This window comes from Pseudomonas sp. HY7a-MNA-CIBAN-0227, assembly GCF_040310325.1.
Taxonomy (GTDB): domain Bacteria; phylum Pseudomonadota; class Gammaproteobacteria; order Pseudomonadales; family Pseudomonadaceae; genus Aquipseudomonas.
In genome coordinates, this window is the sequence record NZ_JBEOPT010000009.1 from 158,998 (window position 1) to 171,868 (window position 12,871).

The 12,871-nt window shown below is 57.7% G+C and carries 10 protein-coding genes and 1 pseudogene; 4 read left to right on the forward strand and 7 right to left on the reverse strand.

Annotated elements, in window-relative coordinates:
- Positions 1-87 precede the first annotated feature (87 nt).
- The 4 genes from AAEZ06_RS16895 (at position 88) to AAEZ06_RS16910 (ending at position 6,392) form a co-directional block, all read left to right on the forward strand.
- Positions 88-4,710: a polymorphic toxin type 47 domain-containing protein gene (locus tag AAEZ06_RS16895; RefSeq protein ID WP_350615292.1), complete on the forward strand. Its 4,623-nt coding sequence runs from the start codon at positions 88-90 to the stop codon at positions 4,708-4,710.
- Positions 4,707-5,096, forward strand: a complete 390-nt coding sequence (locus tag AAEZ06_RS16900; RefSeq protein ID WP_149413485.1) for a hypothetical protein — start codon at positions 4,707-4,709, stop codon at positions 5,094-5,096. The genes AAEZ06_RS16895 and AAEZ06_RS16900 overlap by 4 nt, the downstream gene beginning before the upstream one ends.
- A 301-nt stretch (positions 5,097-5,397) precedes the next feature.
- Complete coding sequence (locus AAEZ06_RS16905) at positions 5,398-5,757, forward strand: hypothetical protein (protein WP_149413486.1); 360 nt, start codon at positions 5,398-5,400, stop codon at positions 5,755-5,757.
- 320 nt (positions 5,758-6,077) lie between these two features.
- The gene (locus AAEZ06_RS16910; protein ID WP_149413487.1) at positions 6,078-6,392 is read left to right on the forward strand and encodes a hypothetical protein; all 315 of its coding nucleotides are present in this window, start codon (positions 6,078-6,080) and stop codon (positions 6,390-6,392) included.
- Positions 6,393-6,486: 94 nt separating this feature from the next.
- Here the strand turns inward: AAEZ06_RS16910 and AAEZ06_RS16915 are convergent.
- The 7 genes and pseudogenes from AAEZ06_RS16915 to AAEZ06_RS16945 form a co-directional block, all read right to left on the reverse strand.
- Positions 6,487-7,224: pseudogene (locus AAEZ06_RS16915) on the reverse strand (class I SAM-dependent methyltransferase).
- Between the two features lie 38 nt (positions 7,225-7,262).
- Positions 7,263-8,183, reverse strand: coding sequence for a PfkB family carbohydrate kinase (locus tag AAEZ06_RS16920; RefSeq protein ID WP_350615295.1), 921 nt, complete (start codon positions 8,181-8,183; stop codon positions 7,263-7,265).
- Positions 8,176-9,642: a purine-cytosine permease family protein gene (locus tag AAEZ06_RS16925; protein WP_350615297.1), complete on the reverse strand. Its 1,467-nt coding sequence runs from the start codon at positions 9,640-9,642 to the stop codon at positions 8,176-8,178. Before AAEZ06_RS16925 ends, AAEZ06_RS16920 begins: the two co-directional genes overlap by 8 nt.
- A 209-nt stretch (positions 9,643-9,851) precedes the next feature.
- Positions 9,852-10,853, reverse strand: a complete 1,002-nt coding sequence (locus AAEZ06_RS16930) for an ADP-ribosylglycohydrolase family protein (protein ID WP_350615299.1) — start codon at positions 10,851-10,853, stop codon at positions 9,852-9,854.
- An 8-nt stretch (positions 10,854-10,861) separates the two neighbouring features.
- Positions 10,862-11,563 (reverse strand): GntR family transcriptional regulator, encoded by a 702-nt coding sequence (locus AAEZ06_RS16935; protein WP_149413492.1) that lies wholly within the window; start codon positions 11,561-11,563, stop codon positions 10,862-10,864.
- 70 nt (positions 11,564-11,633) lie between these two features.
- Positions 11,634-12,194, reverse strand: coding sequence for a DUF1285 domain-containing protein (locus AAEZ06_RS16940; RefSeq protein ID WP_149413493.1), 561 nt, complete (start codon positions 12,192-12,194; stop codon positions 11,634-11,636).
- 15 nt (positions 12,195-12,209) lie between these two features.
- Positions 12,210-12,815: a DUF4823 domain-containing protein gene (locus AAEZ06_RS16945; RefSeq protein ID WP_149413494.1), complete on the reverse strand. Its 606-nt coding sequence runs from the start codon at positions 12,813-12,815 to the stop codon at positions 12,210-12,212.
- Positions 12,816-12,871: the final 56 nt, after the last annotated feature.

Genomic DNA, 12,871 nt, shown 5'->3' on the forward strand with positions numbered 1-12,871 from the left:
AGCCCAATCTGATTTTCCGGACCACTCGTCCAGCCCCTCTTTTGCTGTTGCAGACTCCGACGCCTCCTTCTTGCAGAGACGTCACGGATGACTGCTTCTTCCTCTCGCATCACCTTTATCGAACATGAGCTGGATGGTTTTCATCAGAGCCTGGCGGTCTATCGCCAGCAGGTGGGCGCCTGGTATTCGCAAGCTCTGGATAAGGTCAGCCATGCAGCGGATTTGCCATCGTTGCTGGGGATGGATCAGGTGCTGCGGTTTGGGGGTTCGCAAGTATCGGTGAGCCTTTCCGATGATAACTTTTCGACGGTGGCGCGCTGTCCGGCAGGCGGCCTGCTGGAGATCGAGAGCAAGTTTGAGTCGGTGTATGACGTGCCGTTGGGGAACCTCTCGGTTGAGGTGATTGGGCTGGATGACGGTAGCTCTACGGTAGTCATGCTGGATGAGCAGGGCAAAGGCTCTCACCACTGTGTGGCCGGCGGGCGTTATCAGGTACGGGTGCAGGGCGGGGTTTCGGCGGAACAGGTCGATGCGCTGTTCTCTTCTTACGACGGTTTGACGAACGACCTCGAAGCTTGGCTGCGTGGTCAATGGGACGGTTTCAAACCGCATTGGCAGGCGTCGACTGCAAGCGCGATCGGCAGCGGATTGCTGGCGGGGAGTTGGTCGGCGATTTCCGGGGTGTGGGATAGCATTTCGCTGGTCCAGGACATTCTGCAAGACCCCGCCAAACATATCGAACGTTTGGGTGCCCAGGCCAGTGAATTGGCGGAGTTAGCCCGTACCGCGCCTCAGGTGATGGAGCAGGCCATGCTGTTGGCCAGTGACGAGGCGGCGCTGTACTTGATATTGCGTACGGCAATGGTTTGGCTGTCGGCGTTGCCGCCTAGCCAAGTTGCCGGCAAGGCGGCTGAGATCGTTGCCAGGGTTGTAGTGTCGCTGCTGATTGACCTATTAATCGCAGTGGTGCTGACCATTGCCCTGCAAGGTGCAGGCATCGCCTATCTGGGGCTGCGTCTGGCCAAGTACGGAGCGCAGGTTGTTGAAGCTGCCATCGATCTTGTTAAAGGCATCTTCACCATCATCAAAAGCTTCATGGGGGCAGTGAGTCGCTACAAGACGGTGGCTGTTCGTGGCGTGGTCAGCGGCCTGAAAAAAGGGGGCATGCAGATGCGCTGGGGCGCGCGTCAGAACACGGTGATCAGGCACAAAGAGCCTGTCGACGATGTGCCCTCTTCTGCGAAAAACCCTAACGGCGATGCAGCGGCCAGTGCCGATAAAACGGCGACCAATGGTTGCCCGGTGTCGATGGTTACCGGTGAGGAACTGCTGACCCTCACGGACGGTGAGCTGGACGGGCTTCTGCCGTTTGCCTGGACAAGGGTGTACCGCACCAGTGCGGTGGAAGTGGATTGCGGACTGGGGTTTGGCTGGAGCCATTCGCTGGCTCAGCGGCTTTCTGTGATTGGCGAGTCGGTGGTGTGGACCGATCATGAGAACCGCAGCACGACGTTTGCGTTGCCCTCTGTTTCGCGACCGGCGATCAGCAATAGCTTGGCGGAGGCGGCGATTTATCTGGGTTCTTCGCCAGATGAACTGGTGCTGGCTCAAGACTCCCGTTTCTATCATTTTCGCGACGGTTTGCTGACATCGATCAGCGACGCGTATGACAACCGCCTGCGTATCTCCCGCGACTATTCAGGACGGATTCAACGGCTGGATAACGGCGTCGGGCGGGGGTTGCTGCTGCGCTATGACCGGGGCCATATCGTTGCAGTCGACTACCAGGTACAGCGCGCCGAGGAGTATCAGGAGTACGTCTGGGTTACCGAGCTGAACGTTGTTTCCTACCGCTATGACGACGCTGGGCGGCTGATTGAGGCAACCAATGCTGTAGGCGAAAGCGAGCGGTATCGGTACGACGATCAGCAAGTGATTCTGGAACGGGAACTGGCCGGTGGGGCGAGTTTCTTTTGGGAGTGGGAACGGTCCGGCAAGGCTGCACGCTGCGTGCGGCACTGGGCCAGTTTTTCGCAGATGGACACGCGTTATGTTTGGGACGACAACGGCTGTGTCACCGTCCATAACGCTGATGGCAGTCAGGAAGTCTACGTCCACGACCAGCGTGCGCGGCTGGTGCAGCGGATCGACCCGGACGGCGCGGAGCACTTCAAATCCTACGACGATAAGGGCCGGCTGACGGTCGAGCAGGACCCGCTCGGGGCGGTGACGGCGTATCAGTACGACGAAGCCGGTCGGCTGATTACGCTGTTTCCAGGGGACGATGAGCCGACATCCTACGAGCATGACAACGGTTTCGTTCGGGTCGTACGCCGTGGCGACGCGGTCTGGAAATACCAGCGTAACGATCAGGGCGATATCACCCGTAAGACTGACCCTGACGGCAATTACACCGACTACAGCTACAACAAACACGGCAAGCTCACCGGCGTCTGGCATCCGGATAACAGCAGTCAGCGCCTGACCTGGAATGAGCGTGGCCAACTCACCGAGGAACAGCTGGCTAATGGCGGTGTACGGCGTTATCGCTATGACGACCTGGGGCGGCAGGTTGCGGTAGAGGATGAGCATGGCGCGCTGACCCAGTACCAGTGGGACGCCGTAGGTCGCTTGCTGAAAGTGATCCAACCAGGAGGCGCCACCCGCGAATTCAGCTACAACCCCTACGGCAAAATCACCGCCGAGCGCGATGAACTCGGCCGTGTCACCCGTTACGAGTACGCCGACGGCCTGCACCTGATCAGCCGACGCATTAACCCTGATGGCACACAACTCAAATACCGCTACGACAACACCCGGTTACTGCTGACCGAGATTGAAAACGAGGTTGGCGAAACCTATCAGCTCGTCTATCACGCCAACGGCCTGATCCAGCAGGAGATCGGGTTTGATGGTCGGCGCACTGCCTACGCCTACGACCTTAACGGCCATCTGCTGGCAAAGACCGAATACGGCGATGACGATAGTCAGCTGGTTACTGACTATCAACGGGACACAGCCGGTCGACTGGTACGAAAAACCCTGCCCGACGGCAGCCGTGTCGATTACACCTACGACCGCCTCGGCAATCTACTCAGCGTCGACGACGGCCACTGGCCGCTCAATTACGAATATGACATTCAGAACCGCCTCACGGCCGAGCACCAAGGCTGGGGCACCTTGCGCTATGGCTACGACCACTGCGGCCAGCTCAAAAGCCTGCGCCTGCCGGACAACAATCGTCTCGTTTTCCAGCACGACAAAGGCGGCCACCTCGCCACCATCGAACTCAACGGCAAAACGCTCACCTCGCACCTGTTCAAATCAGGCCGCGAACACCAGCGCCAGCAAGGCCAACTCCTCAGCCACTACCACTACGACGACCAAGGCCGCCTGCACGCCCACGCCCTGACTCAACAAGAACAACGCCACTACCGCCGCCAATACGATTACGACAAGCGCGGCAACCTGACCCGCATCCTCGACACCCGCAAAGGCCAGCACGACTACCACTACGACCCGCTGGGCCGCCTGAGCCGCGCCAACCACTCACAAGACCTGCAAGAACGCTTCGCCCACGACCCGGCCGGCAACCTGCTGATGCAAGACCGCATGGGCCCCGGCGTGATCAAAGGCAACCGCCTGCTGATGCAAGGCGATCGCCACTACGACTACGACGCCTTCGGCAACCTCCTGCGCGAACGCCGAGGTCGCGCCCAGCAACTGGTCACCGAATACCGCTACGACTGCCAGCATCGGCTGATCGCCGTCACTCAATCGGATGGCCGACAAGCCAGCTACCGCTACGACCCGCTTGGCCGGCGCATCAGAAAAACCATCGATGAGAAGAGCACCGAATTCTTCTGGCAAGGCGACACCCTGATTGCCGAACACTCAGAGGAACAACACCGCAGCTACGTCTACGAACCCGACAGCTTCCGCCCGTTAGCCTTGCTGGAAGGCTTTGGCCCGGAAAACGTCAAACCCTTCCATTACCAACTCGACCACCTCGGCACACCCCAGGAACTGACGAATCCCGACGGCGAAATCGTCTGGTCCGCCCACTACCGCGCCTACGGCCAAATCGCGAAGCTTGACGTTAACACCGTCAACAACCCGCTGCGCTTCCAGGGCCAGTACTTCGATCAAGAAAGCGGACTGCACTACAACCGCCATCGCTACTACAATCCGGACAACGGTCGCTACCTGACGCCCGACCCGGTGAAACTGGCGGGCGGGCTGAACGGATACCAGTACGTGCCCAACCCTACGGGGTGGGTGGATCCGTTGGGGTTAGCATGTGCACCTACAGACTGCCCACAGGCCGCTGGCGGAACATGGAAATTTAATTCCGATGTGGATCTTGATTGGAGAACAGTAAAGGGGAGTTCTTATCAACAAATGCGTAAAGCGCTGGACGAGGCATTTCACAGGACAGGCATATCAAAGGATGACTACACCGTGACTAAGTGGGGAAAAGACCAATATGGTAAGTCGTGGCCGGCAGAGTGGAGAGTATTAAGAGGTCCGAATAAGGGAGCAGAGGTAAACATCGACGATCCGGCGCTGATCCCAACTACTAAAGGTCCTGCCTCACCACATGCCGGTTACCAGACAGCAGGAAAAAGAGGCTATGGCGGAGCCAAAAGAGGGCATATATTGCTTGAACTACTTCCTGTTAGCCGTTCAAAAATTGGCACATCTCAATGAATTATTTAGAAGAAGAAATCGATGAAACTTTAATAGCTTTAGACATTGAGGGCAGAAAGCTAGACTCGAACGAGCTCAGCGCCCTGATCACATCTCTTAGTGAGAGTTTTTTTAAAACCAAACAAAAAACACTTAACCCTATTGATCTCAACATAAAAAGCGAGGAACACAATCCAAATTTTTGGAAAGAGATACAATCCCATATTCATAGTGAGAGGCTGATTTTTATTGTTTTCGACTCAGCCCACAGAGCTTGGGAGATATGTAGCTCCAAAAATCTTGCTCGTATTTTATCTGAAACAACGGGCTATCCTTTCTGGGTAACTGACCGAGACCTAACGTTCTTAGTCCACATGGATGACCATGACTGCGTAAGCTGGGCATAGACTACCTCTAAGAAGCAGCAATGGATGATGTAATTAGTTTTGTGCAAACGAAAAAAGGGACGAATCCTGAAGCCCCCCCACAAATCTACTCCAATGCAAGCGCCTGTTGATGCACATCGGTTCGCAACGTGCGTTCAAGTGGAGCTCACATAAACGTTTGGTATGGGAAGAAAAAAGGATCTCACTACCTTTTCGAAGGCCCACCAGAGCTTGTACTTAGGATAAATAGAAGGTTTTCAAAAAAATGAGTTACTTCGATGAACATTTGATATGCACGCTAAAGAAATAATGCATTCACCATATGCAACTGTCGAGCAGTGACCAGGAGCTCTTTGTCAATGAACTACAAAAAAAAGTCACTTTTATCGGGAATAAAATCCATTGGGCAACTCTGCAAAATCCAATCAGTCTTAGCACCTTAGAAAAAGACAGCGCTTTAACCGAAACATCAAAAAGACTGAGCAGCCTGACTATTCAGAATGTGATTTTCTTGGGCGACGCAGCTATTGATCACGCTTACTCCATCAACATCACCGACATCAAAAAAGCAATTGAGATTTTTTCAGAGGTCCCTCAACATACATATATCTTCCCTGAAAACCTATGCTGGATAGGCTGTTTAGCATTTGAGGGCTACATGGATTACGCAGACCTTCAGTAAGGCCCCGTACTAAACGACCCCAATTATTTAACAAAGGTTTTAGGTGCCCCCCAAAGCCTCTACAACAAAACACGGCACCCAAAGAATGGAATGGCGGCCTAATACCGATACTCTAATACGCTTTGAAAGCCACCCAGGAGACTTAGGCCCTTTCAGTCCAAGACATCACGGGGAGCACTATCACATCGAACTTAAGCCAAATAATTTGAGCTGGAAGCAAGCCAAAAAACAAAAACTGCTCTTGAAAGTAAAACCCGAAAACTATCAACCCGGACATGGAACTGGTTTCTTGCCAGGCGAAAAGCACCCAGGAACTTAAAATGAAAAAATTTCCCGTTTCAGACGGAACAATCGAAAAAATAACGTGCAACCGAAACACATTGCTAATGGAGTTTACAGATTGGCAAGAGCAATCATGGATCATATCTTTTCAAGATTTGATTGCCTTCCAAGGTATTGGCGCCGTTGGTTCTGAAATATCTGAAATGTACGAAGCATCCGAGACAAGTCTCTCTGGAGAAGCGATGAGAGTTAATTCAAATGAGACTGGAAAAAACTACTGCTTCACTTCGAGTCGCGGAGGAGAAGTGATCTTCATAGTAGTGGCAGGTGACTATGACGCTGAAAAGATATAACCAAATCCGAGAACCAATTACTTTGGATAAATAATAAAGGGGACGAGAGGTAAAGTGCAGACAAGTCCGCCCACACACTTTGATCTTTATCAGGTCAACTGCCCAAGCGCTGCGCAGCCACAATCAACATCATCGGCCGCTCCTGCTCTTGCGCCAACTCCGGGCGGGCCTTGAGGTCCGCCTCACTTGGCCCCCACTCCTCGACATGACTCAAGGTAAAACCTGCCTTGATCAACAGGTTGATCAAGGTGCCCAAGGTGCGGTGCTGCTTGATCACACCCTCCGCCAGCCAATGGGTGACCCGCGGCCCTTCCTGCTGATAGCCGTTCACCGGCCAGCTCTTGCGCCCCTGGTCATCAATCAGCCAACCCGGCTCACGAGGCGCCATGAAGATCGGGTGTTCGATGGAAAACACCAGCCAACCACCAGGAACCAGCGACTCATGGACACGAGCGAACAGGCCCTTGAGGTCGACGATATAGTGCAAGGCCAGCGAGCTATAGGCCAGGTCGAAGGTAGCGACAGGAAGGTCCAGTTGCTCAAGGTCGGCAATGGCGTAAGTAATGGCTGGCGATGAAGTCATCTCGGTTGCCCGCGCCAGCATCTTTTGCGAGACATCCAGCCCCAATACCTGATCAGCGCCCTGCTCCTGGGCCCATCGGCTGAACCAGCCATAGCCGCAGCCCAGATCCACCACTTTCAAGCCTGGCATGGGCGGCAGCAATGCCTACAAGGCGGGCCACTCCGGCGCGCCGGCGAGGCCTTCCACTGAGCGACCCATTTTGCTGTAGCCCTCGAAGAAGGCCGGGGTGTCGTAGATGTTCTGAGTCATGGGATCGCTCCGTACTGAGTGGTGCCTATTCTGCCGACTCAGGCCCCCGCCAACAACGCATCCACTTCAGCGGTACCCGGTGAAGTTGCCGGCCCCCAACGTGTGACCGCCAGTGCCGCCGCCGCATTCGCTCGGCGCGCCGCCGCGGCTGGCGTCAATCCATTAGCCAGGCCGGCGATAAACACCCCGGCATGAGCATCGCCCGCACCGTTGCTGTCCACCGCCTTAACCTTGAACCCTGACACATGCTCGGTCTGCCCGTTACGGCCGATCCAGCAGCCGTTGGGCCCATCGCGCACCACCAGCAGCGTTTGCGCAGGCAGGTGGTCGTTGAGTTTGAGCAGCGCGTCAGCGATAGCCCCGGTGCCGGTAAAGGCCAGTGCCTCTGGACCGTTGCTGGTCCAGATATCGATACGGGGCAGCAAGACGGCCATCAGCGATGAGCCCGGCGCATTGACCAACGGGCCCGGATCGAACACCACCGCGATCTCCCTCGGCAACCCCAGCAACCAATCGAGCAAAGGCTGAGCCTTGCCCTCAAGCAACAGGCTATAGCCGCTGACGTACACATAGTCGTCGGTGCGGGGGACCGTACGGGCCAAGTCCTCGGTGCTTAGTTCACCTTCGGCGCCCATATGGGAAATGAAGGTGCGCTCAGTGGTCGCTTCGGTCAGTGCCACGCACAGGCCGGTGTCCTCGCCCTCGCTGGCGGCCAGGGCCATTTCGATGCCTTGCGCCTGCATCGCCGCACGGGCCAGGTCGCCGAAACGCCCCTTGCCGTGCCGTCCTAGGTACACCACCGGCAAGCCGTTGCGCTGGGCGGCTGCCATCACGTTAAAGCCGCCACCGGTTTCGAAGCTGGCGGATTGCGCCAGCACATCGCCGCCTGACGCGGGCAGCTTGTCGAGGGACATGACCAGGTCGACGATGACCTGGCCTGTGTGAAGCAATCTAGACATTAGCGTTCTCTAACAAAGCAGGGCGACGATCCGCAGCGCCACCCAATACCGCATAAATTCCGCCGGCCACCAGGAAAGTGACGATCCAGCCCAGGCCGTTATGCCCCAACCAGGAATCGGACAGCGGCCCGGAGAACCAGATGTTCTCGGCAGTGGTGCCGATGGTGGTGAAGCTGAAGCCCAGCACAATCGCGATCACCCAGGCACCCAATGCGCGCCATTCGATACCGCCGCGATACCAGTAGGCACTGCTGGGTGTGACGTCCAGCAAATCCTTGGGGCTGTAGTAATGGCGATGGATCAGATCGACGACAAAGATCCCCACCCAGGCGGTGATTGGCACTGCCAGCAACGAGATAAAGGTGATGAATGGGCCGTAGAAGCTGTCGGCGATCAGCATGAAGTAAATCGAACCGGCGAAAATCGCGACGATGTCGACAATCACGGCATGCACGCGTTTGACCTTCAAGCCGAGGGTCAATGTGGTCAGGCCTGCCGAATACACCGACAGGTTGTTGGACAGCAATAGCCCGCCAAACGCGGTGATCAGGTACGGCACGGCCATCCAGGTCGGCAGCATGTCGCGGATCGCGATGATCGGGTCAGTGGCCGAGGCCAGGTCATTGTTGCCCACCGACAGCAGGCCACCTAGGGTAATCAGCAGCACCAGCGGAATCCCTGCACCGAAGGCTGCGGACGCCACCAGGCGCACGGCCTTGACGCTGCGATGCTGGTAGCGGGACATGTCGGCACCGGCATTGGCCCAACCAATCCCGGTGCCGGCGGCCATGGTGCCGACGCCGATGATCATCGCGCTCAGCGGTGCCGGGGTGGCGTTGAATACGGCGCTCCAGTCGATGGTGGCGCAGAGGAAACCACCCACCAGGATATTCAACGCGCCGAACACGTAGGTCGCCCACTTCTGGATCACCAACAAGGTGGCATGGCCCAGGCCCGAGACGGCCAGGGTCAGCAGTACGAAAATGCCGATAAACAGCAAGGTCAGCAGCGGTGCGCTTTTTGCGGCCACCGGCGAGTTGAACAGGATCGAGCACAACGACAGCAGCACGAACGCGGCGGTGGTGGTGTTGACGGTTTCCCAGCCCAGGCGCGACATCAGCGACACCAGTGTCGGGCCGATATTGCCGCGTACACCAAAGATCGCCCGGGACAGGGTCAGGCTCGGTGCGCGACCACGACGGCCGGCGATGGAGATGATGCCCACCACCGCAAACGAGCCAGCAGCGCCGAGGATCGCAACGATGATTGCCTGCCAGATGGCCAGGCCGCGAAACGCCACCAGAGTCGCTCCCAGCGGCAAGCCGAGAATGCTGATATTAGCGGCGAACCAGACCCAAAACAGTTGCAGCGGATGACCGTTGCACTCGCCTTCCGGGACCGGCTCGATACCGCGCGCTTCCAACTGCCCGGCGCTTTGGCCGGAAGATGTCGAACTCATGACGGGGTGCTCCTGATGCCTGTTTTGTTGTGGTTGTGGCAGTTTCGCAAGTTGAATCAACATCCCGGCATTCCTGTGGGAGCAGGCTTGTCGGGTCGCTGCAGCGCTGCGATGGCATCATCTCGGTATCCCTTAGAGACCGAGTCGCCTGCATCGCGGGCAAGCCCGGCTCCCACATGGAACCGGATACTGCATGGGGTCTGTGGCGCTCAGCGCAACGCCAGCAGCCCCTGGACCAGCGGCTGCAAGTCCAGGCCGTTAACCTGCTTGACCTGCTCAATCAGCGACTCAGGCCAGCACTGCATCCCCAGGCAAGCGCCAAGCATCGCGCCGAGAATCGCGGCAATAGTGTCGGTGTCGCCGCCGAGGCTGGCGGCCATGCACAGGGCTTCGAAAGCATCCATCTCGCCCACTGCCACTTGCTGTGCGAGGGCAAAGGACACCACCACCGATTCCTGGGAGGCAACGGAGGTACCGATCAATTCGTAGAGCAGGTCGGCGAACAGGCCCTTGTCGCTACTGCCGACACTCAACGTCCGCGCCCAACTGATGCGGGTGGCGATACGTCCGCCGGCGACCCAGTTACCGTGACTTTCGGCCTGTTGCGCGATCTGCGTGCCGATGTTCAGTGCCTCACCCAAATCAACGCCGTTGATGCCGGCCGAAACCACCGCTGCCACTGCGGCGGCACTGGCGATACCCAGGGTGGTGTTGTGCGTGACCTGGCATGCCTGGATCACCGACTGGATAAAGGCTTGCGGGTCAGTGACATCCGCCGCAATACCCACCGGCGTGATGCGCATCGCCGCGCCATTGGTGGTGCCGTAGCGTCCGGATTCTTGCGGGGTGTGGCCGGCCAGGATCATATCGATGGCCCGCTTGGTCGACGGACCCAGCAGGTCCTGGGAGCCTTTGGCGCGCATCACCGCTTCCCAGTCGATCAGGCGTTGAGCGAGTTCGGTCGGGTCGATTTTGCCCTGGCCGTCCACCAGCAGTTGACCTACCAGAATCGCCTGCTCGGTGTCATCGGTGATTGAGCCCTTGGGCATGTTCGGCGCAATCGGCTGATCAGCGCCGGCATCTTCCAGGGCGGTGATTGCTCCGAAGCGGGCCTTGACCTGTTCACGACTCAGGGACTGGGTAGGCATGCCTAAGGCATCGCCCAATGCCAGGCCATAGAAAGCGCCGAGGGCGCGGGTATGCGGGGTCATTACGAACCTCAAAATTGAAGGTGCAAACGAAAATGCAGAGGGTCGAGCCAGCTTTCGACGTACTCCATGAAACGGTCCTGACGGTCGTAGGTAGTGCGCAGGGTCTTGAGGAAAACCGTGCCGGCAGGACGACCCAGTAACTGGGCGTCGGTGTCGCTCAAGGGCTCGGCGCCGATCCATTGATCGCCGCCAGCACCCACATAGCCGTAAGCCGCGAGGGTGATGGTCAGGGAGTTGTCGATCAGACCGACCCGAGGAAGGCCTTCCAGGCCACCGGAGGCGGGCATCAACGAACGCTCCAGGGACACGGCGGTGCCATCAGCGGTGCGTCGGCGGCGGTCGAGGGCGATGAACTGATCGCTGCCGTAGCGGCTGAGCAGATCCGGGCGGGTTACCGCTTCCAGGCGCAGGACGTCGGTGGTCACAAAGGCACCGGTATCGGCCAGGGCCTGGGCCCAGCCGCTGCGCTGGTCAAGGACCATGCCGTCAAAGGTGACGATGGAGCCGACACCACTCTGGGTGGCGATGTAGCTGCGACGCTTGAGCTCGGCGAGGGCCTCACGCAGCGTGCCGCGACTGACCGAAAACTCTTCGGCCAGTTGATGCTCACCTGGCAGCAGGAAACCGTCGGCCATGACTCCGCCCTCGATACGGCGGATCAGTTCGTCGACGACGCGTTTTTTCTTATCAAATCGTACATGTCTAATCATGTACAAACTGATAACCGAAAGCGCCTCGCTGCAGCAAGCAAATTATTTCAAGGGAAAGGGGAAATCGGTCTCAGGGTTCCAGGCCGATGGGGAAAAATACCCCGCCACTCCATACGCCAAGCCAGTTCTGACCGTTGATCGGACGAGACACCGCCAGCTCCACCAACTGGTAGAAAGCGTTGCGATGAACCAAGGCTTCTAGGTTGGTGCGCACCCGCAAATAAGGTGCCGGCTCTTGAGTATCTGGATCAATCACCACCCGCAGCGGATGCTCTAGGCCAGCCTCGACCTGATCCTCAACGTTAGTGGTAAAGCGCAGGACCTGGCTTTCGCCCTGCCCTTCAACTTCCAGGGTCAAGGCGATGAAGGGGGCATCGTCGACCTTGATCCCGACCTTTTCCACCGGGGTAATCAGGAAGTAATCATCGCCATCGCGGCGGATGATGTTGGAGAACAGCTTGACCATGGGTTTACGGCCGATGGGCGTGCCCATGTAGAACCAAGTACCGTCACGGGCAATTCGCATGTCGATATCGCCGCAAAAATCCGGGTTCCACAGGTGAACCGGCGCCGGTCCCTTGCCCTTGGGCAGTTGTGCCAACAGGTCGTTGGCCTTGGCCGAATCGCTCATGCTGTCTCCTTTGACTTACTGATCACTCATGCCCAACAGGCTGCGAGCGTATTGCGCAAGCGGCGGCCCAAGCAGATCTTCGGGTTTGTTGTCGTGCAACGTCAGTAAACCGCCACGACTGCGAATCCGTGCAGTATCAATCAAATACTGGGTGCTGGTCTCGATCAACATGATCTGGATGACGCCGCTGTCGATCCCCAGCCGGTCCACGGCCTGCTGGTCGGTCCATTCGTCGGCATTGCCGATCCGGTCGTCGGCCTTGGCAAAGCGCGTATACAGCAGGTAATGGGCGCCGACGCTGCGGGCTTCGGCCATCGCCTCCTCCAGACCTTCCGGCGAGCGGGCGCGGCGGACCATGGGGAAGTATTCGATAAAGCCGTTGAACGCTTCTTCGGCCACCACGTTGGGGCGTGGATAGGCGCTGCCCGGCGGGGTGAATGCGCCTTGGGCGATAAAGATAAAGGAGTCCGGCTGTATGCGGATCGAGTTGGAACGGCGGGTATTGCTGTGATCCAGCAACCCGGCATCGCTCATCTGATAGCGAGTGCCTTCGGCCATATCGCTGACTGTCATGCAGCCGCCCAGCGCTAACGACGCCAGCAACAAAACCAGACTACGCATCCTATCCTCCAGAGGCCGGTGACGGAAAACCGGCGAATAGGCACGAGATGCAGATT

Bases quoted from the DNA above. Each gene is read 5' to 3' on its own strand.
- AAEZ06_RS16895 (WP_350615292.1), top strand. From the start codon at position 88: ATGACTGCTTCTTCCTCTCGCATCACCTTTATCGAACATGAGCTGGAT.
- AAEZ06_RS16900 (WP_149413485.1), top strand. From the start codon at position 4,707: ATGAATTATTTAGAAGAAGAAATCGATGAAACTTTAATAGCTTTAGAC.
- AAEZ06_RS16905 (WP_149413486.1), top strand. From the start codon at position 5,398: ATGCAACTGTCGAGCAGTGACCAGGAGCTCTTTGTCAATGAACTACAA.
- AAEZ06_RS16910 (WP_149413487.1), top strand. From the start codon at position 6,078: ATGAAAAAATTTCCCGTTTCAGACGGAACAATCGAAAAAATAACGTGC.
- AAEZ06_RS16920 (WP_350615295.1), bottom strand. From the start codon at position 8,183: ATGTCTAGATTGCTTCACACAGGCCAGGTCATCGTCGACCTGGTCATG.
- AAEZ06_RS16925 (WP_350615297.1), bottom strand. From the start codon at position 9,642: ATGAGTTCGACATCTTCCGGCCAAAGCGCCGGGCAGTTGGAAGCGCGC.
- AAEZ06_RS16930 (WP_350615299.1), bottom strand. From the start codon at position 10,853: ATGACCCCGCATACCCGCGCCCTCGGCGCTTTCTATGGCCTGGCATTG.
- AAEZ06_RS16935 (WP_149413492.1), bottom strand. From the start codon at position 11,563: ATGATTAGACATGTACGATTTGATAAGAAAAAACGCGTCGTCGACGAA.
- AAEZ06_RS16940 (WP_149413493.1), bottom strand. From the start codon at position 12,194: ATGAGCGATTCGGCCAAGGCCAACGACCTGTTGGCACAACTGCCCAAG.
- AAEZ06_RS16945 (WP_149413494.1), bottom strand. From the start codon at position 12,815: ATGCGTAGTCTGGTTTTGTTGCTGGCGTCGTTAGCGCTGGGCGGCTGC.